This is a genomic window from Amycolatopsis sp. NPDC001319 (assembly GCF_042896185.1).
Classification (GTDB): Bacteria; Actinomycetota; Actinomycetes; order Mycobacteriales; family Pseudonocardiaceae; genus Amycolatopsis.
Genome location: NZ_JBIAWY010000027.1, coordinates 1 through 25,081, shown reverse-complemented (window position 1 = coordinate 25,081; position 25,081 = coordinate 1). Strand labels below are relative to the sequence as shown.

The following is a 25,081-nucleotide window of genomic DNA, read 5'->3' as shown; positions in this document are numbered from 1 at the left end:
CCGGTCTCAGCGTGCGCCCGTCTTGGCGAGCTCTTCGCGAAGACGGGCGTTCTCGCTTTCGAGGTCGGCCATCTCCTGCCGGATCCGCGCGAGCTGCGGTTCGAGCTCGGCCAGGGAGAAGCGCGGGGTGATGTGCTGCGGGCAGTTCCAGTCGTAGGCCTCGACCGTGACGACGATGCCGCGCTCGACGACCCCGTCGTCACCTTCGACGTGCAGCTCGCGCAGCAGCTCGGGCTCGTCGGCGGCGTCGACCACGCGGGCGCGGCCGAAGAGCTTCAGCCGCTGCCGGCGGGCGTAGTCCATCACGATCAGAGCGACGCGGTCGTCACCGGCGAGGTTGCCGACACTCACGTACTGGAGGTTGCCGCGGAAATCGGCCCACCCGACGGTGTGCTCGTCGAGCACGCGCAGGAACCCCGGCGGGCCGCCGCGGTACTGCACGTAGGGCCAGCCGGTCTCGCCCACGCTGGCGAGGTAGAAGCCGTCGCGCTCGGCCAGGTACAGGCGTTCTGACTCGGTCAGCGGTTCCGGTGCCGTGGGTTGCGGCACGCGGGACTCGATGCGCGCGTACCCGGCGCGGCTGCCGTAGTGCTCCTGGGCGGAACGGACGGCCGCGGTGAAAGCGACGGTCCGGTAGTGCGCGGTCATCGTGACGGCTCCTGGGGTCGGCGGGGTTCCGGCCGCCATCGTGAGCAGGCCCGTCGGGCACTCGCCACCACGCACTTCCGCTCAGTGGTGGGCCGCTGTTGCCGGGGCCGCGCGGCCACTGCGATCGTCGGCGCGACAGAGAACGAGGAGCTGACGCATGACCGACGTGACCGTGCGGGTGATCGGCGGCCCCACCGCCGTGGTGGAGTACGCGGGGGCGAGACTCCTGCTCGACCCCACCTTCGACGAGCCGCAGACCTACCACTACGGCCCCGTCACGGCGGTGAAGCTCACCGGTCCGGCCCTGGCACCGGACGAGCTGGGGCCGATCGACGCGGTGCTCGTCTCCCACGAGCACCACAGGGACAACCTCGACTTCGCCGGCCGGGACTTCGCGCTGCGGGCCGAGCGGGTGATCACCACCGACGACGGCGCGCCGAAACTCGGTGACCACGCGACGGGGTTGCGGCCGTTCGACCGGACCGAGGTCGCCGCCGTGTCGATCACCGCCGTCCCCGCGCTGCACGGTTCGCCGGAGGTCGGGCTGCGCAACGGACCGGTGATCGGCTTCGTCCTCGAAGCCGACGGCGCTCCGACCGTCTACATCGGAGGCGACAACGCGTCGCTCGAAGTGGTGGCCGTGATCGCGGAACGGTTCCCGGACATCGAGATCGCGGTGCTCAACACCGGCGCCGCGAAGCTGGCCGCCCGCGGCGATGTGTTCCTGACGCTCACCGCCGACCTGGCCGCCCAGGCCGCCGCGCTGCTCGACGCGCGCGCCGTCGTCCCGCTGCACCAGGACGGGTGGGCGCACTACACGGAGCACGCCGAAGACGTCACACGGGCGTTCGAGGCCGCGGGGCTCGGCAAGGTCCTGGTCGACGCGCGGCCGGGTGCGGTCGCTGTCCTCTGAAGTTTGCCTGTTCGTTAAGATGACCGGTCACATTCACCTGGAGAAACCATGACCACCCGCCCGTTCCGCTTCGGCATCAGCCTGCTGTCCACCGGCTCCCGGACGACTTGGCAGGCCAGGGCCCGCCAGGTCGAGGACCTCGGCTACGACGTGCTGCAGGTGCCCGACCACCTCGGCATGCCCGCGCCGTTCCCGGCCCTGGTGGCCGCGGCCGACGTGACGACCACGCTGCGGCTCGGCACCTACGTGCTCAACGCGGGCGTCTACCGGCCGGCCCTGCTCGCCCGCGACGTCGCGGACACCCACGAGCTGACCGGCGGCCGCCTCGAACTCGGGCTCGGCGCCGGGTACATGGAGGCGGAGTTCGAGGCCGCCGGCCTGCCGTTCCCCCGCGCCGGCGCCCGGATCGACCACCTCGGCGCGACCGTCACCGAGCTGAAGACCCAGTTCGCCTCGGCCTGGCACTCACCAGCGCTGCTCCTCGCCGGAGACGGCGACCGGGTGCTGCGGCTCGCGGCCCAGGAGGCCGACATCATCGGGTTCTCCGCCTTCTCCGCCGCCCGTCCGGACGTCGACCCGGACCAGGTGCTCGCCGACCGCGTCGCCTTCGCCCGCACGGCAGCCGGCGACCGCTTCGCCGGTCTGGAGCTGAACCTGTTCGTCTCCACCGTTTCCGTCGGCGCGGACCCCGACTTCACCCTGGTGCGCCAGGTCGCCCCCGCCCTGTCCGACGCCCAGATCCGCGCGCTCCCGGGCGTGCTCGTCGGCTCGGCGCACGAGATCGCCGAGAAACTCCTGCGCTACCGGGAAATCCACGGGATCACCTACATCAGCGTCCTGGAGCCGGCGCTGACGGAGTTCGCGGAGGTCATCAAGGTGCTCCGCTGAGTCGCCCTGGAACAACCCCCACGGCCGCCCGGCACAGGGCGGCGGTGGGGGCCCGCTAGTCGGGGTATGCGAACCGCGTCAGCAGCTCCAGCAGCTTCGCCGGCTCACCCGGCCGCAGGTGCGACACCAGCGCCTGCGCCGGGCCCGCCGCGTCGTCGTGCGCCGCGTCGAACGCCCTCAGCCCGGCCTCGGTGATCTCGACCTCGCGCACCCGCCGGTCGCCCGGCACGGACTTGCGGACCGCGAACCCCTTCTCCTCCAGGTCGTCGACGACCCGCATGATGCCGGCCTTGTCCGAACCGGTCGCCTCGACGAGGTCCCGCTGCGTCGTCGGCCCACGATCCACCAGGATGATCAGCACGGCGAAGTGCCGCAGATCCAGCCCGTGCGGCCGCAGGGCGGCCGTCATCGTGCTCGCCACCCGCGCGTGCGCCCGCCGCAGCAACAGCCCCAGCGCGAACGGCGAGTCGTCCCCCGGCCGGCCGGTGGCCCGCGGCTTCCCACTCATGCCCGCACTCTACCTCGGCTGATACGGTTTCATCCGATACGGAGGTCGGCCTCGGAGTCACCCGCGCGAACGCGTCTGACTCACATCCGCACGACGTCCGGCAGCCGCCGCCACAGATCGGCCAGCGCCTCGAGCCCCGTCGGGCACCCCACCACCGACACCCGCTTCAGCGACTCCCGCCACCGCTCCACCCCGGCGAACGACCGCAGCGCGCCGCCCTCGATCCTCAGCTCCTCCACCGACTCCACGAAACCCAGGCACGTGAGATCGGTCAGCTCCATGAACCGCACACTCAGGCTGTCCAGCCGGAACGTCGTCCCGATCACCGACAGCTTCTCCTCCGGCCACCGCGACAGCCGCAGATCCGGCACCGGCCGCAAGTCCCGGTAACGGTCCACAAGCGACTCGTCGGCGCTGAAGTACACGAGTTCCAGCTGCTTCAACGAATCCAGGTACCGTGCCGGCGCCAGGCCGAGCTCGCCGTCGACGAGCAGGCTCGTCCGCGACGACTTCGCCAGCACCGCCTCGCCGTACGCCTGCTCCTCGAACCGCTCCGCGCAGTTCAGCAGCTCCGCGAACACCCGCGGCCGCGGATCCGAGGCGAACTTCGCGATCACCGGCAACGCCTCCTCCAGCCGCGTCTCCGCCAGCGCCCGGATGGTCGCCGTGACCTCGTCGATCGTCTGCGGCCGGCACGCGGCGAGCAGGTCGAGCACGAACTCGCCCGCCGACGCGACTTCCCGCGCCTGGTGCATCGACGCCGGTGGCAGCAGCCGCGCGGCCTTCAGCTGGATCTCCCGTCGCAGGTCGCCGCTCAGCTCAGGCGCGGTTTCCAGCGACGCCAGCACCAGCAGGTGCAGGTCGCCGCGCGCGAGCAGCCCGGTCAGCAGCTCCTCGCGTTGCCTCAGCGACGCGTGCCCGACGGCCATCACCACGACCTCGTGCCACTGGTCGAGGTGCCCGTGCTGCACGACCGTGCCCACGTCGTCGGTGTTCATCGCGTCCTGCGCCGCCAGGTACTCCTGGAACGTCCGGTGCACGAAGTCGACGCGGCCCTGCACGGGTTCGCGCAGCAGCCCCGAGCGTTCCAGCAGGTGCCGGTACACGTCCTGGATGCTCGCCTTCACCTGCGGCATCTGGAAAAGCCGTCGCGAGATGCGGTAAAGCGCCCGCGGCGCCTCGACGTCGGCGTAGCCGTTGCGCAGCTGCCAGTACGCGAGATCGGCCAGCAGCAACGTCTTCTCGGTGCGGCCCAGACCTTCCACCGGCTCGATCCGGCGTTCGACGTCGCGCCGCTCCAGCAGCATCTGCAGCGCCACGTCGTAGAGCTCCATGCGATTGGCGGGCAACGTGGCGCGCCGGTCCTCGTGCATCGCGCACAACAGCGCGCACAGCAACGGATAGCCGGCCAGCTTGCGCAGATGGCCGCGGCTTTCCAGCAGGTCCAGCAACCGCGTCTCGTACTCGTCGAGCGCCCGGCGCGATTCGTCGTCGGCCCGCATCGACCGCATCGCGCTGTGCCACCGGCCGACGAACCGGCGGACGTCGTCCCGGTTCATCGGCTGCAGATCCAGCACCACGAACCCCGCGCCGTGCAGCCACCGCGGGTGCGCTCCGGACGGCCGCGACGTGACCACCACCCGGACCAGCGGAAACGCGTCCACCAGGTCGCGCAGCCACGCCCGGGCCTCGGCACGGCGTTCGGCGACGAGCTCGTCCACGCCGTCGACCAGCAGCACCGCGCTGCCGTCGCGCAGCTTCTCCACGACGTAACCGGGCGGCATCGAGTCCGCGATGTACCTGCCGCCCTCGTCGAGGAACTGCGCCGGGCTCGGCAGGTCCCGTCCGGCGTAGCGGCGCAGCGGGATGAAGAAGGGCACCGTCGCGTTCCAGCCCGCCAGCTGCTCGGGGAAGTCACCCAGCGCACTGCGCACGGCAATCCACTGCAGCAGCGTCGTTTGCCCAGCCCGGCCTCGCCACGGATGAACACCCGCTGCGCGCCCGCCAGCAGCTCCTCCACCCGCCGCACCGGCCCGGGCTCGCCGGTCGACGCGGTGAGCCCGATGTACGCGACGGACAGCGGGTACCGGCGGCTCGCGTCGGCCAGGGTCACGCCGAACATCTCGACGTGGTCCAGTTTGCGCGCCACGAGCTGGCGGTAGTCGTAGTCGAAGCCGGCGTCGCGGTCGCGCTGCGGCAGGCGGGCGAGCACCTCGCGGATGCCGTCGAGCATCTCGCGGTCGCGCTGCAGCAGCTCGATCAGCGCGTTCGCCGAGAACGCGGGCAGCCCGCGCGAGATCTCGATGACGTATCCGCAGCATTCGCGCAGCAGCAGGTCGTGCAACGCCGTCGCGTCGGCCGACAGCAGCGCGGTCCGCGACGGCACCCGCTGCCGGATGGAGCGGCCGAGGTGCCCCGCATCGAGGTCGGCCGCGAACAGGTCCGCGTCGTCGACGGACGCCAGCGCGAACGTCTCCGGCACCGCCTCGATCGCCGCGAGCTTCTCGTGCTCCGGCAGCGAGCGGAACTCCACGTCGACGATCGGCTCGATCCGGTCGACCACGGCCTCGGCGAAGTTGTCCAGCAGCCGCTTGAGCCGGCGCCGGTCGCGCTCCTTCGCAAGCTGCCCGGACAGCCGGTCGACCACGGCTGCGCCGACCTCCGCGGCGATCTCGTGGTCGCCGAGCCACAGCTTCGTGGCCGTCCGCACGGCGACGGTGCCGAGCGCGATCAGCGCGGTTTCGACGGGCATGGCGTTCATCCAATCCCATCGCCTCGCCGCCGGACACCGGTTTCGCCTGAAAGCACCAATAAGACCCCAGCGTATTCCTATCGAAGAATTGTACAAGAATCGTACAAACTCGTTTCACGCCGCAGTTTGACACTTTCCCGAATCGCATGCAGAAATGGTTCTCATGCGAATTCCCCGAGTGCTCCTCCTCGTGCTGGCCGTCGCCGCCGGCGCGCTCGCGATACCCGGCACCGCCAGCGCCGCCTACAGCGATCCGCTGACCACCACGACGAAACAGAGCCTGGTCTGGCACGCCACCCCGGCCGCCGCGTTGACCGCGCTCGACAACGCGCTGCCCAACGTCAGCCTCAACACCGTCGTCAACGACCCCAGCTACCCCACCACCGGCTGCACCACCGCCGAAAAGGCCGCGCTGCCGAAGGCGCCGGCAGCCACCACGTCGTTCTGCTGGGACACCGACCGCGCGAACAGCGCCACCTGGGTCCCCCAGGGCATCACCACCTCCGGCGACGCCGACGACGACGGCATGTGGGGCGCGGACAAGATCATCCTGTCCGGCTGGCACAGCGGCGACGCCCTCGGCCGCTACGACGACGCCCGCATCATGGCCGTCAACTACGACAAGCCGGCCGCCCCCACCAACCGCATGGTGTACCTCGCGGTCCCGAACAGCACGGGCTCGAGCTTCACCGCCGCCAAAGCCCACATGGGCGGGATGGCCTGGTACGGCGACAAGATCTACGTCACGGCCGTCGGCAACACCTCCACCGCCATCCGCGTCTTCAGCACCAAGCACATCCTGCAGATGACCGACACGACGTCCAACGCGATCGGCAAGACGTCCGCCGGGTACGCCGCCTACACCTACAAGTACGCCATGATGCAAATCGGCTACTACACCTACGCCGGCGGCACCTGCAGCATGCAGTCGGACACCGGCGTCCCCTGCTTCTCCTCGATGTCCCTGGACCGCACCACCTCGCCCGCCTCGATCGTCACCACGGAGTACTTCGCCGACCAGTCCCTCCACGGCCGCCTCTACCGCTACCCCACCGGCGCGGACTACCTCCTGGCGAGCTCGGGCACCACCGCGGCCACCGAGGCCTTCCGCAGCTCCGTCGGCAACATGCAGGGCGTCCTCTCCCACAACGGCAAGTGGTACGTCTCCCACAGCTCCGCCACCCTCAACGGCCAGCTCTGGACCCAGACGACCACCGCCAGCGGTTCCTCGAGCTGCGGCTCCCCCGCCACGACGGCCTGCTGGGCAGTCCACCCGGAAGCCCTGACCTACGACTGGTCCACCGGCCTGGTGTGGTCCCAGTCGGAATGGTCGACGACGGATTGTTCCGCCCAGGGCCAGACCTGCGGGCGCTCGGTGTTCGCCGTGCCGCTGTCTTCCCTGCCGGTCTGACGGGTTGACGGGTTGACGGGTTGACGGGTTGACGGGTTGACGGGTTGACCTGGCCGGGCGCTTCGCGTTCCTTGTCACGGAGCGCGAAGCGCCGCTTTCATCTCCGCGAGGTAGGTGTTGTAGTCCGCCTGCGCGAGCACGGGGTGACTCCACGCCGGGGCCCAGGCGGCCGGGTCCCAGACGGCCGCGTCGTTCGTGACGTCCGTCCGGATCGAGGTGTGGTTGGTGATCCGGACGACGGCTTCCTGGCCGGCCTTCGAGACGATCCAGTCGTCGAAAAGCCGGGCGGCGTTGGGGTGCGGCGAGTTCTTGACGACGTCGATCAGGCTGAGCGAAGCCGGCAGCGGGGTGCCGTTGGCGAAGTCGAGTTCGCCCGGGGTCTTCCGCTTCAGCGCCGAGGCCTTGTAGCCGTACGCGGTCGCCGCGACGGGCGGCTCGCCCGCCTGGACGTTCGTCAGCGACACGGTGTGGCTCTGCACGAAACGCGGTGAGTTCGCCCCGAGCACCTTCAGCAGCGCCAGCGCCTTGTCGTGTCCCATGGCGATGATCAGGCTGTCGTACCAGTTCACCGCGTACGGATCGATGGAGAACTGGCCCTTCCACTCGGGCCGCGTCAGGTCTTCCCACGACCTCGGGGCCGTCAGTCCGCGCTGCGCCACCACGGCCGGGTTCCACGCCAAGACCGTGGTCAGCACGTAGACGACCCCCCGGTACCCGGCCGGCAGCGTCAGCCCGTCCGGCAACGGCGGCGCGTCCTTCGGCTGATAAGGCTGCAACGCACCGGCCTGCACGAGCTGCGCGATCTGCGGCCCCTCCCCGGAGACGACGTCCGCGTTGTACTTCCCGCCACGCTGTTCGGTGATGATGCGCTGCGGCAGCTCGGACGCGCTGGGCCGCAGCGCGTTCACCTTGACGTTCGGGTACGTCTTGTTGAAGTCGGCGATGATGGGCTGCACATCGGTGTCGGCGAAGGTCGTGTACCACACGACGACCCCCTCCTTGGCCGCGGCGGCCGCCAGCTGAGCGGGACTCAGCTTGTCGGCCGCGGCCTGGGCCGCCGAGTCGTCCCCCGCCCCACCACCACACGCGGCCACCGCCGTGACCAGGAGCAGGGCCGCGAGCGGCCGGCAGATCGAGCGCCACACGTTCATACCCGTCCCTTCGGCGCGGACGACCACCCGTCGACACGGGGCGGCGCCTCACCTCGGCGTGAGTGCGAATCGACGCTCAGCAGTATGGACTATTGGTAGGACTATTTGTCAACCAGTGGCCTCTCGTCGGAGCTGCTAGCCACACGTGGCGGCCTCGGTGCTGGTGCACGCGACTTCCCCCCTCCCGAAGGAAGCGCCCGTTACTCCCTGCGGGCGAGCGTCACGAACCGCATCGCCACCGCCGAGAGGACGGCGGAGGCCAGAATGATGAAGCCGGCCGTGAGGAACACAGTGGGCAAGCTCGTCGACGTAACCAGGACCGCCCCGAGACCGGACCCGGCCGCCAGGGCTATCTGAAGGTTGGTCACATTGACCGCCGACGCGGCCTCCGGGGTTTCGGCCGCCGCGTCGAGTATCCAGACCAGCGTTCCCGGGTTCACGATTCCCCAGAACAACCCCCACAGCACGAACAACAGGCCGGCCAGCCAGGGCAAAGTCCCCACGCTCGCGAGCCCGATGACCATTGCGGCCACCACCGCCGCCGCCCCGGCGAAGCTGCCGATCACGGTGCGCTTGAACAGGGATCCGGCGATGAGTGAGCCGACGATGCCACCGCAGCCGTAGATGACGTACAGCAGGGAGATCACGCTGCCGGGCAGATGCGTGTGGTCCATCAGGAACGGGGTGATGTACGTCCACGCGGTGAACTGCCCGATGAACACCACCGCGCCCGCCGCCATCCCCAGCTGTGCCGCCCGCCGTGTCACCACTGCGACGAGATCCCGCACGTGCGTGGGCCCGTCCGGCGGGATACCCGGCAGTACGACCGCCTGCGCGACCACGACAAGCAGCGTCGCCGCCGCCGCGGCGGCGAAAGTGAGACGCCAGCCCACGAGGTCGCCGAGGAACTGTCCCGCCGGCAGCCCCACCACCGTCCCACCCGAAATACCGGCCGCGATGATGGTGATGGCGCGAGTGCCGCCGGCGGGGCCCACCAGTTTGGGCCCGACGGGTGAGACCACCGTCCAGAAGGCTCCGAGAGTGGCGCCGAAGAACATGCGGGCGATCAGCACCAAGGCGAAGTTCGGCGCGACCGCGACGACCGCGTTCGACACCAGCACGGTCAACCCCAGCACGAGGATGACCGAGCGCCGGTTGAACCGGCCGGAGCCGAGGAAGAACAGCGGCGCCGACACCGCGGCGCTGAAACCCGGCACGAGCACCATCAACCCCGCGAGGCCCAGCGAAACGTGCAATCCATCGGCGATCCGCGGCAGCAGTCCCACCGGCATCGTCTCCGTCATCACGACGATGAACGCGCCGAGCGCGATGGCGCCGACTGCCACCCAGCCTCGTTTGCTCCCGGGCTCCACAGTGGCGACGGCCGCGCCGGCGGACCCAGACTGGATCGGGAAAGCCGCGGCGCACGACGATGTCGAAACCACACGCACCCGGGTTGCGTCACGCGTCGACATCTCCCCCTCGGTTTCCGTCATGATGCCCTCCCTCCTCGTCGTGCACTCCTCGACAGCTCAGTGCGGTGGCCCCAGGACTGGGGGATCCCCGAGCGCCGCCGTGGCCCACACAGGCCCTGCACGTCCTGTCGACATCGCCGCACAGGCTGTCAGCGTCGAGCTCGAGCCGGGGCTTACCACGTCGAAGGGAATGGCCGCCCGGTTCACAGTCCGCGGTCGACGGGGCTCACACCAGGTCGAACGTGTCCGGGTCCGGCCCGGTGCGCCCGTCGCGGTCGAGGGCCGACAGGGCGGCCACGTCGGCGTCGGTGAGGGTGAAGTCGAAGACGTCGAGGTTTTCGGCGACGCGGGACGGATTTCGGGATCACGACATTGCCCAGCTGCAGGTGCCAGCGCAGCACCACCTGGGCGGGCGTGCGGCCGAGGCGCTCGGCCGTCCGCGTCACCGCGGGCTCGTTCAGCAGTTCGCCGCCCTTGGCCAGCGGGCTCCAGGCCTCCGTGGCGATCCCGTGTTCGGTGTCGAAGGCGCGCACTTCCCGCTGCACGAGATACGGGTGCAGCTCCACCTGGTTGAGTACCGGCGCCACGGTGCCCTCGTCGAACAGGCGGCGCAGGTGCGCCGGCTGGAAGTTGGACACGCCGATGGCGCGCACGCGGCCGTCAGCGTACAGCTTCTCCAGCGCTTTCCACGTGGCGACGTACTTGTCGCGCGCGGGCAGCGGCCAGTGGATGAGGTAGAGGTCGAGCCGCTCGAGCCCGAGCGCTTCGACGCTGGCGTCGAAGGCGCGCAGCGCCTCGTCGTAGCCCTGGTCGCTGTTCCACAGCTTGGTGGTGATGAACAGCTCGTCGCGGCTGATGCCGGATTCGGCGAGGGCCTCGCCGACCGCGGCTTCGTTGCCGTAGGCCGTGGCGGTGTCGATGCTGCGGTAGCCGGTGTCGAGGGCGGTCTTCACCGCGGCCTTCGTCTCGGCGGGCGGCACCTGGAAGACGCCGAAGCCGAGCTGCGGCATCTCGACGCCGTTGTTCAGCTTCACTACGGGAACGCTCGTCAACTCGAAAACCCTTCTGTGCGAGCAAACTCACGGAACGATCGAATTCCCGACCCTGGTTCGCGCTGGTGGCGCTGCAGTCGCCACCAGCGCGAACCTACGGACGTGGATGATTCTCGTAGGTGGCCGGGATTGTTGTGGTTCGCCCGGCGACGGTGAAGGTTACTTCTGCAGGAAGGCCTGCAGCATGGCCGTCACTTCGTGTGGCTTCTCCTCGGTCACGAAGTGGCCCGAGTTTTTCAGGACTCCGCCCTGGACGTTCACGGCGTAACGACGCAACTGGTCGGGGACCGCCTGGCCGAAGGAATCTTCGCCGCCGATCGCGAGGACGGGCATCTTCAATTTGCCCCGGGCCAGGAACTCCTTGTTCTGCTCGATGTCGGCGCGGAGACCGCGGTAGACGCTCATCCACGCCGTCGTGTGGCCCGGTTCCTTCAGATTGTGGGCGTAGAAGTCGTAGTCCGACGCCGTGAACGGCGACTTGTTGCCACCCAGGTACTCGGTGATCATGTCCTCGACCAGGACCCGTTCGTTGCCGGCGATGAGCTTTTCGGCGAGAGCCAGCTGGAACAGGCCGAAGTGCCACGCCGCGGGCTTGTTCGGGTCGGCGTTGAGAACGGGCGAGCTGTACACGCTTTCATCCGGGATGGGGGCTTCCATCACCGCCAAGCTCCGCACCTCCGACGGCCACTGCGCCACGTAGTCGTAGGCGACCCAATCACCGATGTCGTGGCCGACTACCTGGACACCGTTGTTGAGCCCGAGCTGCTTCAACAGTTCATGCACGTCCGCCGCCAATTGCGCAGACTGGTAACCGCCCGCCGTGACCTGGGAGCCACAAGTGCCACGCAGGTCGACGGCGATCACCGTGTGGTTCTCGGCGAGTGGGACCATCTGCTGCCGCCACTCGGTCCAGCACTGGGGGAACCCGTGGATCATGACCACGGGCGAGCCTTTTCCACCCATCACGTAGTGCATGCTGAAGCCGTTCACTTCCGCATATTTTGAGTGAAAGCCGGCCGGCGGTCGAGATTGCGGGTAAGACGACAGGGACTGTGCCGTCACGGAGACCTGCTCGTCGTTGCCGCTTCGCACCGCGGAGCTCGAAGTCGCGGAAATCACGAGGAGGAAGGCCGCCAAAGCCGCAATGAACGTGAAGGGTCTGTTGACCTTTCCTGTTTTGATGCCCATCATTCTCCTGCTCGGAGTCGGTACTCGTTACGCGTCGTCAGACGCACAGGACGGTGAAGCGACCTGGCCGGCCAGGCGCCATCACGCTCGGGATCGGCCTGACAGAGACGTGCTGCCGGAGGATTCTCCCGTCTCCCATCTGTCGCTCGTTCGGCTGAAGACTGGAGCCGGTCGCCGGCCGATACGCCACTTAAACCCCGATCGAGTTACGGGACTTCAACCCGATCGACTTCCGACTCGGTAGATCGCTTCAGAGAGTGAGTGACTGGCGGGAGCAACTTCTTACCGTCCCGACAGCGGGCAGTCGAACCGGCCCGCTTCGGCCACCCCGGGCGGCCCAGGCCGCCACCCGAGGGTCAGGCCGCCGGAATGTTGTGGTTCAGCCGGAAGACGTTCGTCGGGTCGTAGGCCTTCTTGATCTCGACCAGGCGGGCGTAGCGCTCGGGACCGAACACTTCTTCCATGTCGGCCGGACTGGTGGCCTCGTCCGGGGAAAGGAAGTTGGTCATCCGCCGTCCGTCCGACCAGGGGGCCAGCGCGTCGATCACCGCGGCGAGGCTGCCGCGCATCAGTTCGGCCTGATCGGGCCCACCGACACCGAAACCGAACACGACGAACGGCACACCCCGCGTAGAGACCGCGTTGGCGACCGCCGGCTCCCGGTCGAAGGCACCCCCGAGGCACCGGATCTCGACGTTGACCAGCGGCGAACCGGACTCAGGACCGAGTACCTCCACGAATGCGTCGACGGCCTCGGCGGGAAGCGCTCGCAGTGACGTCGTCCTGTCCCAGTACGGCATCGGGTCTTCAGGGTCGTTGTGAATCCGCCGCGAAGCCGTGTAGGGCAGCTCTGACACCGCGTCGAGGACCGCGGGCGCGGCGGCGCGCATCGGCGCGAGCAGACGCTCGGCCTCCTGTTCGGACCCGAGGTGCGCGTAACGGAGATGGACTACGTTCGCTCCCCGCAGCGGCGCCGGCAGCTCGGGAAGCGGTGGCAACCGCTGCACAGCGATCGACGAGGTCGCCTCTACCGGCAACCCGGTGACCCACCCGCGCCACGCGTGCAGGATTTCGGCCAGGTGTGTGCCTTCGAAGTACAGGGAGCCTCCGTAGAAGCGGCTGATCGGGAAGAGCTCGAACTCGAGCGCGGTGACCACCCCGAAATTGCCCTTGCACCCACGCAGGGCCCAGAACAGGTCAGGTTCGCTCTCGGCGGTCACCGTGCGCAGCTTCCCGTCAGCCGTCACCACGTCCAGAGAGTGCACGTGGTCGGCCGCATAGCCCAGGCTCCGGCCGAGAACAGGGCTTTGCCCGCCACCCAGCGTGTACCCGGCCACCCCCACGTCCGGCGCCGAACCACTCAGCGGGGCCAGGCCGTGCTGCGCTGCCTCGTCGATGACCTCCTGCCAGATCACGCCGGCTTCCACGCGGGCCCTTCGGCGCCGCGCGTCGATCGAGATGCCCTTCATGCGCCGCGTGGTGACGAGCACACCGCCGTGAGCCGCGGAGACCATCTGATGGCCGGAGTTCTTCACCGCTACCGGCATCCCGTGGGCCACGGCAAACCTCACCGCGGCCCGGACATCCTCCGCACGAGCCGCGCTGACCACAACCTCGGGCTCCAGCGGGGCCAGCAAGTTGTACCGGCGGGATTCGTCCGCGTACCCGGGCTGCCCCGGGACGAAGACGCCACCGGTGACCTCCCGGCGAAGGACCGCCAGCCCCTCTGTTCGCGCGGACGAAAGGGCAGAAGTCCGAAGAGTTTCGTGCATATCTTTCCGCCTCATCTGGGCATTGACGTGAACCGAATATCAGAGCTCGGGAACAGCTTTGTTGCGCTCACGCCGCTCGCGTCGGCGTGGCGCGTACGAAACCGCCTCAGGGGGTAAGGTCCACCTGCCGCAGGTCGAAGGCCACGTACCCGGAGAAGTCCTTCCCCACCAGCTCGATCGCAGAGCCCTTCGGTTCCGGGTAGGACCAAGCTCCGTCGCGGACGACCGTGCCGTTGACGACGACGTCGTAGTACTGGGCAGCGCCCTTCCACGGGCAGGTGTAGGGCGTCGCGCTCGCTTTGAGGCTCCCCTCGGCGATCGCCGACGGCGGGAAGTAGCGACTTCCTTCGATCGAGACCACGGCGTCCTCATCGGCTTCGGCGACAACCGTTCCTTCGACACTGACCTTCATGAACGCACCTTTCATAGTTTCTCAACGAAGAGCACATCTCGACGACGATCATTCGAGCATGAGGTCGATGCGCCGGACCAATTCTTGCGGCACCGGCGCACCCGGTCAGCGCGTCCGCCAGACCGGTCGCGTCCAGTACGTCCCGGCTCGCCACAGCCATTCGAACGGGCCGTAGGCGAAGTGGGCGAGCCACAGGTGACTGAACACCAGTTGCACTGCCCAGATCGGCACACACAGCAGCAACAGCAGGGCAGTCGGGATCGTCCAGAATGAAGCGAGCGTACCCACCAGCACGAGACCGAGGATCGCGTGGGTGAGGTAACTGGTGAGTGCCATCCGGCCATAGCGTTGCAGTGGCAGCAAGGCTGCGCGCAGCCGGGGCGAACGAAGCAGCAGCACAAGCCCGCTGAGGTACGCGACCGCCGGCACGACAGCGAGGTTCTCCTGCAGCGCGTGCGAGAGATTCGCATCCGACAACGACAAGGTCCACGCCCACAAGGCGATCGTCGCGATCCCGGTCACCGCGAAGAGCTTCCGGATCGCCGGCACGTGCCGTTCGGCTGTCAGCAGCCCGGCGCGCAGTGCCCAGCACCCGAGTACGGTGTGGCCGAACGACTGGACCGCGACGCCCGCCTCCAGCCACGGAACCTGGCCGATCCCGGCGCCCGCGTAGTGGTCCGCGACGGCGACGCCGGTGGTGGCGAGGTCGGCGACAAGTCCGGTCACGAGGCCGATCGCGAGCAGAACCCGTTGCGGCGCCCGGAACAGCAGCGCGAGCACGGCGCCGTTGAGCGCGTACACAGTCAGCACGTCCGGCGCGTGCAGCAAGGTCAGGTTCACCAGGCCGAACGCGACCAGGATGCCCATCCGGCGCAGGTAAGGTCGCCAGAAGTCTCCGCGCCGCCTCATGTTCTCGTACTGGATGGCCGCGCTGACTCCGAAGAGAAACGCGAAAATGAAGTGGAACTTGTCCAGGACAAGCAGGTCGACGAGCCGGCTCGCCCATGTGTCCACAGCAGACGTTTCGGGCGCGGACCGGTGACCGGGGCTGGCGGTGGTGTAGTACGCCCCGACGTTCACGAGCAGAATCGCCATCACCGCGATCGCTCGAATGATGTCGATCGATTCGATCCGCTGCCGGACCGTCGTCATGGGTATCGTAGCCGCGTCCACAGAAAGTTCCCATCGCGTCGTTGGTGGGGACAGTCAACCGCCGTCCCGAATGACCCGGCATCGATCCCGAGGATGATCCGGAGTTGCCCGAACGCGCTACCCGGCACGATCGATCGCCGTTTGCTCAGGCAGGCGCCGAACCCGAAGCCGACTGACACTCTCGCCGATGACGCGGAACGGACCATTGAGTCCAGTCGATGACATCGAGCCTTCCCGCCATAGACAGATCCTGACAGCAATGGACCTTATCGTCCACTCACAAGGCTCGATGACAGCTGGGCCCGGAAGCAGGTATCCGGGCTGGTCGCGGGCTGGTACGGACGAACGACCGGACACTGACCGAAGAGGCCGGCGAAATCTCGCGCAACGCGATGCGGTGGCTGCTGCGCTGGCCGATCACCTAGGCCGGGACTTCAGGATCAGGTCCGTGGTCAGGCGGATGTGATCGGCGAGAGCTGCGACCGCGCCGTCCGCGTCGCCGGCCAGTGCGTGGTCCGTGATGGCCGCGTGCTCCGCGGCGGGGTCGCGTTCGAGGTCCTGTGCGTCGATCGCTTCAGACCAGCGGCGGTAGAGCTTCGCGCTGTCGCGCAGGCCGCGAGCGATGGCGTACAAGCGCTCACTGCCGCAGCCGGACAGCAGGACATCGTGGAATTCGGCGTGGGCCGATTCCCAGTCGGGCGTCACGCGCCCGGGGTCGCCGGGGTCGCGACGTGGCGTGTTCGCCAGGGTGTAGTGCGCGGCAACGAGTTTCGATCGCCACCCGATGTCGTCCCGCCCGATCGCGCGCCGCAACGTCAGGCACTCGATGTCGACCCGGGTGGTGGTCAGGTCGAGCAGGTCGTCCTCGGAGATCGGGGTCACCTGGAAGCCGATCTGCGGATTCGCCCGCACCAGGCCCTGCTCGGACAGCCGGCTCAGCACCTCGCGGACGAGGCTGACACTCGCGTCGTACCGGGCGCACAGCGGCCGGAACTTGAGCCGCTCGCCAGGAGGGAAGACGCCGCCGAGGATGTCGGCGCGCAGCCAGGCGTACACGTCATCGGTACGGGTCTTGGAAGCCGCGGGTGTCGCCATGCGGGTCATGCCCGGCACCCCCTCCCGCACCGTCGTCGTCACCGGTGGCGGCACCGGCATCGGCGCCGCCACCGCCGCCCTCTTCGCCGAGGCCGGGGACGACGTCGTGATCACCGGCCGCCGCGAGGACGTCCTCTCCCGCACGGCCAAGGAACTCGGCGTCCGCTACGTGGCGTTCGACGCCGCCGACCCGGGTTCCGTGCGCGGCGCGCTGACGGAGCTGCCCACCGCAGTCGACGTGCTCGTCACCAACGCCGGGGGCAACACCGACCGGCAGCGACCGCCGGTCGAAGCAGGCGACCTCGACGGCGTCGCCGCCGCGTGGCGCGCCAACTTCGACGCGAACGTGCTCACCACCGTGCTGATCACCGAAGCCCTCACCCCACGGCTGGCCGACGGCGCCCGCGTCGTCACCATCGGCTCGATCGCGGCGAAGCAGGGGTCGGGGTCATACGGCGCGGCCAAGGCCGCCGTCGAGGCGTGGAACGTCGACCTCGCCCGGAAACTGGCCGGCCGCGGCATCAGCGCCAACGTCGTCGCCCCCGGCGTCACGCTGGACACCGAGTTCTTCCAGGGCACTGTCACCGAGGAATGGGTCGCCGCACGCGTGTCCGCGGCATTCGACAAACGCGCGGCCACCCCCGCCGAGATCGCCGGCACCGTGTTCTTCCTGGCGAGCGCAGCGTCGTCACACATCACCGGCCAGGTCGTCCACGTCAACGGGGGCGCATACACCGCTCGGTGAGTCACGCACGGCATCGCCACAACTCTCTGAGACGAGCTCGGCGCCGAGCTCTTGACACGCGGCGTTCCGGTCACGTGCCGCGTACCACCGGGAATGAGCAATCAGTCACGGGGGCGGATGGCCGAAGCGAAGGCAGCGAGGTTGGCAGCCGTGAATTCGCCGGGCTCGGACACGTGGGTGCCGAGCATCGCGGTGAACGCAGTCAGAGCGTGTAGCGCGATCAGGTCTCCTGCCGGACCGTCGCCGAACGCAGCACCCGCCCCGCAGAAACGTCCTTCGAAGAGGGCGTCCAAGGCGGTCGATCAGCCAGCTCATGGTGCGGTGGCACCGTCGCGGCCAGCCGCGACAGCACCCCCTTTCGGATCTGCTCAGCCCTGAGCCGGGCTCCCGCAGCTCGAGCCTCCGCGGCAAGGTACGCGGTGAATCTGGTCGCCTCGGCGAGCACCTCCCCCACGTGCCCGCTCGCGCGAACCCGGCGAATGACCTGGGCGACCCGGTCTACATCGTCCTCGAGGTAGCCGCCGATGAGTTCGAACACCAGCGAGGCGCAGTGGCGACGCCACGCCTGCTCACCAATCTCGACAGCTCCTCCTTCGTCGGCGAGCAACTCGCTGTCGATGCTGCGGGTGACCGCGTTGCGCGCTTCGATTCCGGTCTCGCCAGGGGTATCGACCGGAGATTCCGCGTCAAGCGGATGGGCCGCACGCTCAAGCCCGTGCACCGCGGCCGTGTGACCGCAGGCATCCGATCCGACGATGATCACGTTCCTGATTTCCTCGGCAGTCACTCGTGAATCTCCGCTCGTAGTGTGTATCAGCCGCCCATCCCGCGTTTCGGCGCATCGGGCACCACCGACGGTCGGCGCGGCTCGCTCACAGACGGCGCAGGTCCGCAGATCACCTTGCCCGGTTCGCGCACTTGTCGTCTGCGGCGTGACATCTTCGGCCCTGGGGTAATAGCGGCAGCGGAACGGCGCTTCCTTACCGGCTCCCGACGCCGACTTCGCCGCTCCCCTGCCCATCAGACGTGCAGGCGCGGCCATCAGCAGGCCGTCGCCAGACGAGGATGGCGACGGCCGCGGCGAGGATCGCCGCCGTGAGGGCGAAGGGGACCGGGATGAGGGGGTCGACGAGGACGAGGAGGCCGGCCAGAGGCAGGGCCGTGTTGACGACGTGGTCGGCGTGTGGCCTGATCGCGAGGGCCCAGACGCCGAGGACGAAGACGGCGAGGGGGATCGTGTAGGCGAAGGACGCGTAGGGCTGGTGCAGTGTGGTGTGCCCGGTGAGGACGTCGATCTCGACCTCGAGGCCGGCGGAGAACGCGCCTGCGGCGGCGAAGATGAAGAAGTGCCCGTACACGTACGCCAGGGAGCCCGCGACGTCCTTGATGGCGTGGTGGTGTGGCGGCCAGAAGTAGATCCACCACAGGGCCGCCGTGGCGCTGAGCGTGAGCACCGCGATACCGATGAGCCGGCCGGGCGACTCGACGTCGTGCTGAGCCTCGATGATCGCGTTGGCGGAGGCCAGGAGGCTCTCGCCGAGGAGGATGAGGGTGAACAGGCCGTAACGTTCGGTGATGTGGTGTGGGTGCCAGGGCGTTGTCCCGGTCCGTTCGGCGATGATCGGCACGGCGAGTTCCGCGACGATGAGCACGACCAGCGCGACGGTGAGCACTCCGGAGGGAAGCAGCAGACAGGCGAGCCACAGGCCCTGGACCAGTGCAATGCCGGCCGCGTAGACGAGAGTGGCCCGGCGTGTGGGACCTGAGTGCCGGGATGCGCGGAGCCACTGAGCGACGAGCACTGCTCGCATCACCACATACGCCACGATGAGCAACGAGTAATCGTGCTCCTCGAAAGCAGGACCTATACCCGAAGCAAAAACGAGCACACCGCCCATCTGCACGATGGTGAGCACCCGATACAGCCAGTCGTCGGTGTCGAACGAGGTGGCGAACCAGGTGAAGTTCATCCAGGCCCACCAGATCCCGAAGAACACGAAAGCGTAGTTGACGATCCCGTCGAGCACGTGCCCCTCGGCGAGCCCGTGGTGCAGTTGCGAGGCCGCGATACTCACGGCGACGACGAAGACGAGGTCGAAGAACAGCTCCAGCGTCGACGCGGCGCGGCCGGCCTCGTCCGGGTCGCGCGGCCTCATCGGGACGAGCCGGAATCGGGAACCAGGGGTCATGGACGTGAATCTCTCTGAATGCGGCGGCGTGCGGGCGCCGTCGGATATATCGCTGACGAAACAGTTCTAAGGTCCGACGAGCTCCTGCAGAATTCCGATCACCGCACTCGCCGCGGGAGCGAGATCTCGGCCGGCGGCCAGCGTGATGCCGACACTGTGGCTCGCCAGATCGAATTCCGGGCCCAGACTCACAACCCCCGACAGTCCCTCGTGGATGGATCTCGACAACGGGGCAATCGAGTTCGTGGCGAGGAGCAAATGTCTCATCGCAAGGTAGGAAGTGGTCTCGACCCGGTCGACCGGGAGCGAAATTCGCCGAGCGCTGAAAAACTGGTCCAGCTCACCCCGCAAGCGAGCCTCCGCGTTGGGGAAAATCCACGGGTAGGCGGAGAGCTCGGAGGGGTCGATCCCCTCCCTGCCGGCGAGCGGATGTTCCGCCCGGACCACAAGCGACACAGCCTCGTCGTGGAGCGGCAGCCGGACGAAATGCTCATCGGTGGGCTGGGTCAGCCGGCCGACGATGAGGTCGAGGCGCCCCGAGGCCAGCTCCGAGAGCAGCCTGCGGGGCAACGCTTCGTTCAACTCGACGGTCAACCGCGGGTGCCGGGCCTTGAGGATCTCGACCGCCCGCGGCACCAGGGCATCCGAACCGGTCAGGTGAACACCGATCGAGACTGTTCCCAGATCGGCGGTGCGAAGCTGAGTCACGCGTGTCCCGGCCTGGCGAATCTGGGACACAACAGCCTGGGCATGCGCGGAGAACGCTTCACCGAACAGGGTTGGCGACAAGCCGCGTGAATGCCGGTTGTACAACGAGACCCCGAGGAGTTCTTCGAGCTCGCGCAGTGTCCGGGTCGCGGCGGGCTGCGTGATGCTCAGGTCATGAGCGGCCGCGACCAGACTGCCGTGCCGAGCGATCGCGTCGACCAGCCGTACGTGCCGGATCTTCAGGCGCCCGTCGAGAAGGTTGGGCGTCGTCACCTTGCTCGCCACGTCGACATGCGGATCTCTGGCCTTCATTGACATCGTGCAAACACACCCTCAATCCGCCGCCAGCGGGGCGCGTGACGGGAGTACCCGGATTCAGGGACCCGGAGAGCGCAAACCCCATTACGCGCGTCCGCGTACAGGTGGTTAGGTGCCATCCATCTCCCCGTCTTACCGGCAAGCGGAGGACCGGTCCGAGCAGCTCCTCGGCCGGCTACTGATGGGGATCGTTGGCTTGGAGGGGATCTCCCGTGGTGGAGACATAGACGACCAAGAGCTTCGCGGGCTTGGTCGTGCTCGCGTTCGCCGCGACGACGTGATGGGCGCCGGGCAGTTCGAACCAAGTTTGACCCTGGTGGTACGTCGTCACCGCTTGCTCGTCAACCTGGCTTCGCACATCACCTTCCAGCACGTAGGCGTACACGAAAGCCTGACCGTGACGATGAGAGGGCGCGGCCGAGCCTGGCGGGAAGGCCACGATCTGCGACGTGAAAGTCTTGCCCTCGGCGTTCGGAAGGGCCTGTTGGAGTAGCACACTCACCTGCGGCGGGGTTGCTGCCGTGCTCGTCACCGCAGCGACGGTGCCCGACACCGCGGTCGGCGCGCTCTCGGCAGCCGAACTGCAAGCTGCCGCACCGGCGAGCGCAGCGATGGCCAACAGGCGACCTGCGACCTGCCTTGCAATCATGAAAGCCTCCTAGCCGATGATCATGGAGTGGACTATATAGTCCCACCCTGTCACGCGTCGTCGCCACCGCGTCGTCTCACCGATTCGAGTGGTCCACCGCACAGCAAGCATGTCTCGTACGCAACCAGAGAGGTTCGCCTGGACCGCGGCGCGGTGCCGATACCGGACGCATCTTCGTTGCGTTGGTCATCGCCGGCGGCAGATCATTTCACCAGATCAACTCGTTGGCGACGAGATAGGCGCGGATCTTACGTCGCGCGTCGAACACGGATTTGTAGATGGCATTTCGATTGGTTTCGAGTTCGACCGCGAGAGTATCGGGCGGAATGTGGTCGATGGCCACGCCTACGAAGATGCTCCGCTGACGTTCGGTCAACGCGTTCTCGATGGCGTGAACGAGCGCTGCTCGGAGCTCACTCGCCTGAACCTGGTCGAACGGCTCATCACGAACGGAAGCAGGAGCGAGACGAGTCCCGTCGCCACCCAAGGACACGCGAGGGTCGCGCCAGGCGTGGCGGCCGACTTTTACCGCGACCTCGCGCATGACGAATTTGTAAGCCCACGTCTTGAACTGCGCATCGCCGCGAAACTCACCGATCTTACGAGTGATCCGCACCAAGGCGTCGGCCGCGGCTTGATGGGCCACGTCGTCGAATTCAGGGCCGGCGAGCCCCAAGATCGAAGACCTGCGCCTGGCCTCCCGTCGCGCGATCTTGACGAGCAGCCCGTACAGCCTTCGGCAGGCGTCCTGGAACTTCGGACTTCCGGGGCTCAAATCCCGGACCCAGGCGGCGGACTCGGGGTCGAAACTTCTTCCGCCCACCAGACCCTCTCCACCAACTGCTCCGGCGGTCATGTGAGCTGCGGTTTCAGTCTGGCGTCGGCGGTGTACCTCCTCCGAAAACAAACCACACGTGGCGTCACCTCACCACGCCCCTCTGACGAACATCTTCGAATTCTTCTTGCCATGTTCCGTGACCACTTTCCCGACAACTCGAAATCGAGCACAAGTTCCGACGGCGGATCCATACAGTTACGTTCCTAACAAGAGAGGACTAAAAAGTCCACAAGTACCCACCCCGACGAGGTGAGACGCGCAATCCGCACAGCCCAGACGGGCAGAGATCTCTCCTGCAGCTGTCGTTTCACGCTGCCGACCGCTCGCGCACCGAGGTGACAACGGTGCGGACTCCCTCGAGGCGACTCACCATCGAGGGCTGCCTGTCTCCGACGGGTCAGATCCGCTTCAGGTGTTCCCGGATCTTGGCGGCGACGAGGTCCGGACGCTCCTCGGGGAGATGATGTCCCGCACCATCGACCACTTCGACGCGCAAGTCGACCCCGTGCGGCGTGGCGTCACCCGGCATTGCCGGTGGCGTGAACAGGTCGGCCCTGCCGGCGAGCAAGAGCGCGGGCGGCCGAAGCCTGCGGGTTTCCGGGTGCCGGAGCATCGGAATGAACTCGTGGTAGGCGACCTGGTACATGTGCTGCTCGCCGGCGCGCGCGATGTCGGGTTGGCGGAGCACGTCCACGTACGCGGCGACGGCGTCGGCCGGCATCGACGCCCGGTCGGTGACACCGAGACGCAGCCAGGCACGGGTGAAGAACGGGATGTGCGCCAGGACAAAGCGGCCGAGCAGAGGTGTCTCGACAAACGGTGTCCACAGATATCGCCAGGCGTTGCGGACGACCCGTCGGACATCCATGTAAGGGTGGAGCTCGTTCAACGCGACGACATGGCTGACGCGGTCCGGATCGTCCAGCGCGAACTGGAAGGCGACGGCAGCACCACGGTCGTGCCCGACGAGCGCGATCCGGTCCAGCCCCAAAGCGTCGAGCAGCGCCCGCGTGTCGCCGACGAGGTCGGCCGTGCGATAGCCGCTCCTCGGCGCGTCCGACCAGCCGGATCCGCGCAAGTCAACCGCGATGACCCGGTGCGAGTCGCTGAGGAGAGGCATGACGTGCCGCCACATGTACCAATGCTTCGCCCAGCCGTGCAGCAGGAGGAGGGGAGATCCCGCGCCTGCCTCCGCGACGTGCATGCGCAGCCTGCCCGTGTCGACGTAACGGTGGCGGACGTCGGGGACCTTCAGAGATTCGGGGAGAGCCCGGGCCGTCGTGCCGGCCACTTTGGACAATCCGCGCTCTTGCGCGTTCATTCGTGTCCCCTGCCGGCCGGGTCCGCGACCGCAACCCGGTCGCCGGTGCCGGAGACGAACGCGACCGATCCCAGAGCCGTCCGCCCCTGTCCGCCACCACGCACCGCGGAGAGCGACGGACGATCGGCTGGCGCCATGATGATCATGCCTCGGACTTTACAAGGCAAGCTGCGATCACGCCTCCGGCTCCACGAAGGCAGTCCCAAGTGGGACCAGTTGCGCTCGACAAATGGGGCCAGTTGCCGCGCCGTCCGCAAGTCAGGCGTAGCGTCCGGAGAACTGTGAACCGTCTCCGCAGTGGGTGAAGCGCAGGCCGACGATCGAGCCGTCCTCGACCATCCAGTGCAGGTCGTAGGAGGCGCGGTAGCTGGGCGGCCAGAACGAGGCGAAGCGGCCATCGGCGTCGACGTACCAGTCGCCGTGGGTGGAGTGGCCCCGATCGACGTAGGTGGTCGCGCCGTCGTGGTCGAAGACTTGTTCGGCGCCGTTGTCGTAAACGATCCGCCCGGCAGTCAACGCTGCCAACAAGTTCTTCGTGGCCACCTGGTCGCCATCGGCAGGACTGAGTGACTCCAGTGATCGAGGCAACGGGATTCCTTTCGGGACTGATGCGGGTGCGAAAGCGTTGGCGTTCAGGCGAGAAGCGCACCGACCGCGGTGTGGAGGGTGCGCCAGCTGGCTGCGAGGTCGGCGACGCCCTGCCTCTCGAGCGTGTCGTACACCTCGCCGAGGTCGACGCCCGCCGCGGCGACGGCCGCCATGTCCGCTGCCGCCTCCTTGCCGCGCCCGACGACCTGATCGCCGGAGACCTCGCCGTGATCGGCGAACGCCGAGAGCGTCGCGGGTGGCATCGTGGAAACGGTTCCGGGCGTGATGAGACCGGTGACGTACTTGGTGTCCGGAAAGGACGCGTCCTTGACACCCGTGGATGCCCACAGCAGTCGCTGTGGGCGGGCGCCCTCGGCGGCCAGGCTCTGCCATCGCGAGGATTCCCAGACACCTGACAAGGCCTCGTGAGCGAGCCGGGCATTGGCCAGGGCTGCGCGGCCGCGCGGCTCCGGGACACCCATGGCATCGAGGCGCCGGTCGACCTCGGTGTCCACTCTGGACACGAACAGAGAGGACACGGAATGGATCGACGCGAGGTCGTGGCCGTTCTCACGGGCCTGTTCGAGGCCCTCGACGTATGCCTCGCCGATCTCGGCGCACCGCTGCGCCGAGAAGACCAGGGTCACGTTCACGTTCACGCCGGCTGCGAGGGCACCGGTGACCGCTCGGACGCCGGCGCGGGTGGCGGGGATCTTCACCATGAGGTTCGGCCGGTCGACGAGCTCCCAGAGCTGGACCGCCTCGGCGATCGTCGCGCCGGTGTCGCCGGCGAGCTCGGGACTCACCTCCAGCGACACCCTGCCGTCGATGCCGCCGGTCTGCTCCCAGACCGGACGGAGCACGTTCGCCGCGTGCTGAACGTCCCAGATCGTCAGCGCCCGAACCGCCTCGGCGACGTCGATCCCGTTCCTGGCCAAGCGATCCAGCTGCGCGGCGTACCGGCTGCTCCGGGTGATGGCGTTGGCGAAGATCGTCGGGTTCGTGGTGACGCCGACGACTGAACGACTTCGCACGAGGTGTTCGAATTCGCCGTTCTCCAGGATGTCGCGGGAGAGCTCATCCAGCCAGATCGACACGCCCGCCGCGCTGAGCTCGCGGAGCCGATCGCCGTCTTCGCTTACGTCCACTTCGTTTCCTCCGTTGCGTGCCTCGTTCCAAGGCTGAACTCGCGGACGGGGATCACGAAGCCGTGGCCCGCTTGGGCAGCTTCCACCCGGGGCGGGGGAAGTGGCAGGTGTAGCCGTTCGGGTACTTCTGGAGGTAGTCCTGGTGCTCGGGCTCGGCCTC

At 68.1% G+C, this 25,081-nt stretch carries 23 protein-coding genes and 3 pseudogenes; 4 read left to right on the top strand and 22 right to left on the bottom strand.

Annotated elements, in window-relative coordinates; all coding sequences use genetic code 11:
- Positions 1-6: 6 nt before the first annotated feature.
- Positions 7-648 (bottom strand): pyridoxamine 5'-phosphate oxidase family protein, encoded by a 642-nt coding sequence (locus ACFY1H_RS48675; protein ID WP_386956667.1) that lies wholly within the window; start codon positions 646-648, stop codon positions 7-9.
- Positions 649-805: 157 nt separating this feature from the next.
- Between ACFY1H_RS48675 and ACFY1H_RS48670 the strand changes: the two genes are divergently transcribed.
- Complete coding sequence (locus ACFY1H_RS48670; RefSeq protein ID WP_386956666.1) at positions 806-1,561, top strand: MBL fold metallo-hydrolase; 756 nt, start codon at positions 806-808, stop codon at positions 1,559-1,561.
- A 48-nt stretch (positions 1,562-1,609) separates the two neighbouring features.
- Positions 1,610-2,449, top strand: coding sequence for a TIGR03621 family F420-dependent LLM class oxidoreductase (locus ACFY1H_RS48665; RefSeq protein ID WP_386956665.1), 840 nt, complete (start codon positions 1,610-1,612; stop codon positions 2,447-2,449).
- A 55-nt stretch (positions 2,450-2,504) separates the two neighbouring features.
- Here ACFY1H_RS48665 and ACFY1H_RS48660 read toward each other — a convergent pair whose 3' ends face one another.
- The 3 genes and pseudogenes from ACFY1H_RS48660 to ACFY1H_RS48650 all read right to left on the bottom strand — a co-directional run.
- Positions 2,505-2,957, bottom strand: coding sequence for a MarR family winged helix-turn-helix transcriptional regulator (locus tag ACFY1H_RS48660; RefSeq protein ID WP_386956664.1), 453 nt, complete (start codon positions 2,955-2,957; stop codon positions 2,505-2,507).
- Positions 2,958-3,037: 80 nt separating this feature from the next.
- Positions 3,038-5,278 carry an NACHT domain-containing protein gene (locus ACFY1H_RS48655; protein ID WP_386956663.1) on the bottom strand — a complete coding sequence of 747 codons (2,241 nt, stop codon included), beginning with the start codon at positions 5,276-5,278 and terminating at the stop codon, positions 3,038-3,040.
- Positions 5,173-5,709: pseudogene (locus ACFY1H_RS48650) on the bottom strand (transcriptional regulator); the annotation flags it as partial. The pseudogene ACFY1H_RS48650 and the gene ACFY1H_RS48655, both read right to left, overlap by 106 nt.
- 154 nt (positions 5,710-5,863) lie before the next feature.
- On the opposite strand from ACFY1H_RS48650, the gene ACFY1H_RS48645 reads away from it, so the two are divergent.
- Complete coding sequence (locus ACFY1H_RS48645; protein WP_386956662.1) at positions 5,864-7,120, top strand: hypothetical protein; 1,257 nt, start codon at positions 5,864-5,866, stop codon at positions 7,118-7,120.
- Positions 7,121-7,194: 74 nt separating this feature from the next.
- Here ACFY1H_RS48645 and ACFY1H_RS48640 read toward each other — a convergent pair whose 3' ends face one another.
- The 8 genes and pseudogenes from ACFY1H_RS48640 to ACFY1H_RS48605 form a co-directional block, all read right to left on the bottom strand.
- On the bottom strand, positions 7,195-8,271 hold the full coding sequence (locus ACFY1H_RS48640) for an ABC transporter substrate-binding protein (RefSeq protein WP_386956661.1): 1,077 nt from the start codon (positions 8,269-8,271) through the stop codon (positions 7,195-7,197).
- A 200-nt stretch (positions 8,272-8,471) separates the two neighbouring features.
- Positions 8,472-9,767 (bottom strand): MFS transporter, encoded by a 1,296-nt coding sequence (locus ACFY1H_RS48635; protein WP_386956660.1) that lies wholly within the window; start codon positions 9,765-9,767, stop codon positions 8,472-8,474.
- Positions 9,768-9,972: 205 nt separating this feature from the next.
- Positions 9,973-10,798 (bottom strand): annotated as a pseudogene (locus ACFY1H_RS48630) (aldo/keto reductase).
- A gap of 159 nt (positions 10,799-10,957) precedes the next feature.
- Positions 10,958-11,986, bottom strand: a complete 1,029-nt coding sequence (locus tag ACFY1H_RS48625; protein WP_386956659.1) for an alpha/beta fold hydrolase — start codon at positions 11,984-11,986, stop codon at positions 10,958-10,960.
- A 356-nt stretch (positions 11,987-12,342) separates the two neighbouring features.
- Positions 12,343-13,758 carry an FAD-binding oxidoreductase gene (locus tag ACFY1H_RS48620; protein WP_386956658.1) on the bottom strand — a complete coding sequence of 472 codons (1,416 nt, stop codon included), beginning with the start codon at positions 13,756-13,758 and terminating at the stop codon, positions 12,343-12,345.
- 106 nt (positions 13,759-13,864) lie between these two features.
- Entirely contained in the window at positions 13,865-14,170 is a 306-nt protein-coding gene (locus tag ACFY1H_RS48615) for a DUF427 domain-containing protein (protein WP_386956657.1), read from the bottom strand.
- Positions 14,171-14,275: 105 nt separating this feature from the next.
- The gene (locus ACFY1H_RS48610; RefSeq protein ID WP_386956655.1) at positions 14,276-15,322 is read right to left on the bottom strand and encodes a DUF418 domain-containing protein; all 1,047 of its coding nucleotides are present in this window, start codon (positions 15,320-15,322) and stop codon (positions 14,276-14,278) included.
- Positions 15,323-15,739: 417 nt separating this feature from the next.
- Complete coding sequence (locus ACFY1H_RS48605; RefSeq protein WP_386956654.1) at positions 15,740-16,426, bottom strand: GntR family transcriptional regulator; 687 nt, start codon at positions 16,424-16,426, stop codon at positions 15,740-15,742.
- On the opposite strand from ACFY1H_RS48605, the gene ACFY1H_RS48600 reads away from it, so the two are divergent.
- A complete protein-coding gene (locus ACFY1H_RS48600) occupies positions 16,425-17,162 on the top strand; it encodes an SDR family oxidoreductase (RefSeq protein ID WP_386956653.1) in 738 nt (245 codons plus the stop codon). The two genes, ACFY1H_RS48605 and ACFY1H_RS48600, sit on opposite strands and share 2 nt — an antisense overlap.
- Positions 17,163-17,382: 220 nt before the next feature.
- Here ACFY1H_RS48600 and ACFY1H_RS48595 read toward each other — a convergent pair whose 3' ends face one another.
- The 10 genes and pseudogenes from ACFY1H_RS48595 to ACFY1H_RS48550 all read right to left on the bottom strand — a co-directional run.
- Positions 17,383-17,949, bottom strand: coding sequence for a hypothetical protein (locus tag ACFY1H_RS48595; RefSeq protein ID WP_386956652.1), 567 nt, complete (start codon positions 17,947-17,949; stop codon positions 17,383-17,385).
- Positions 17,950-18,142: 193 nt separating this feature from the next.
- Positions 18,143-19,351, bottom strand: coding sequence for a low temperature requirement protein A (locus ACFY1H_RS48590; protein ID WP_386956651.1), 1,209 nt, complete (start codon positions 19,349-19,351; stop codon positions 18,143-18,145).
- Between the two features lie 66 nt (positions 19,352-19,417).
- Positions 19,418-20,377: a LysR substrate-binding domain-containing protein gene (locus tag ACFY1H_RS48585; RefSeq protein ID WP_386956650.1), complete on the bottom strand. Its 960-nt coding sequence runs from the start codon at positions 20,375-20,377 to the stop codon at positions 19,418-19,420.
- Positions 20,378-20,552: 175 nt separating this feature from the next.
- Positions 20,553-21,026: a cupin domain-containing protein gene (locus ACFY1H_RS48580; protein ID WP_386956649.1), complete on the bottom strand. Its 474-nt coding sequence runs from the start codon at positions 21,024-21,026 to the stop codon at positions 20,553-20,555.
- A 208-nt stretch (positions 21,027-21,234) separates the two neighbouring features.
- On the bottom strand, positions 21,235-21,882 hold the full coding sequence (locus tag ACFY1H_RS48575) for an RNA polymerase sigma factor (protein WP_386956648.1): 648 nt from the start codon (positions 21,880-21,882) through the stop codon (positions 21,235-21,237).
- Between the two features lie 379 nt (positions 21,883-22,261).
- Complete coding sequence (locus ACFY1H_RS48570) at positions 22,262-23,185, bottom strand: alpha/beta fold hydrolase (RefSeq protein ID WP_386956647.1); 924 nt, start codon at positions 23,183-23,185, stop codon at positions 22,262-22,264.
- The gene (locus tag ACFY1H_RS48565; RefSeq protein ID WP_386956646.1) at positions 23,182-23,331 is read right to left on the bottom strand and encodes a hypothetical protein; all 150 of its coding nucleotides are present in this window, start codon (positions 23,329-23,331) and stop codon (positions 23,182-23,184) included. Before ACFY1H_RS48565 ends, ACFY1H_RS48570 begins: the two co-directional genes overlap by 4 nt.
- Before the next feature lie 112 nt (positions 23,332-23,443).
- Entirely contained in the window at positions 23,444-23,728 is a 285-nt protein-coding gene (locus tag ACFY1H_RS48560; protein ID WP_366590399.1) for a hypothetical protein, read from the bottom strand.
- A gap of 89 nt (positions 23,729-23,817) precedes the next feature.
- Entirely contained in the window at positions 23,818-24,921 is a 1,104-nt protein-coding gene (tal, locus tag ACFY1H_RS48555) for a transaldolase (protein ID WP_386956645.1), read from the bottom strand.
- A gap of 52 nt (positions 24,922-24,973) precedes the next feature.
- A pseudogene (locus tag ACFY1H_RS48550) lies at positions 24,974-25,081 on the bottom strand (peptide-methionine (S)-S-oxide reductase); the annotation flags it as partial.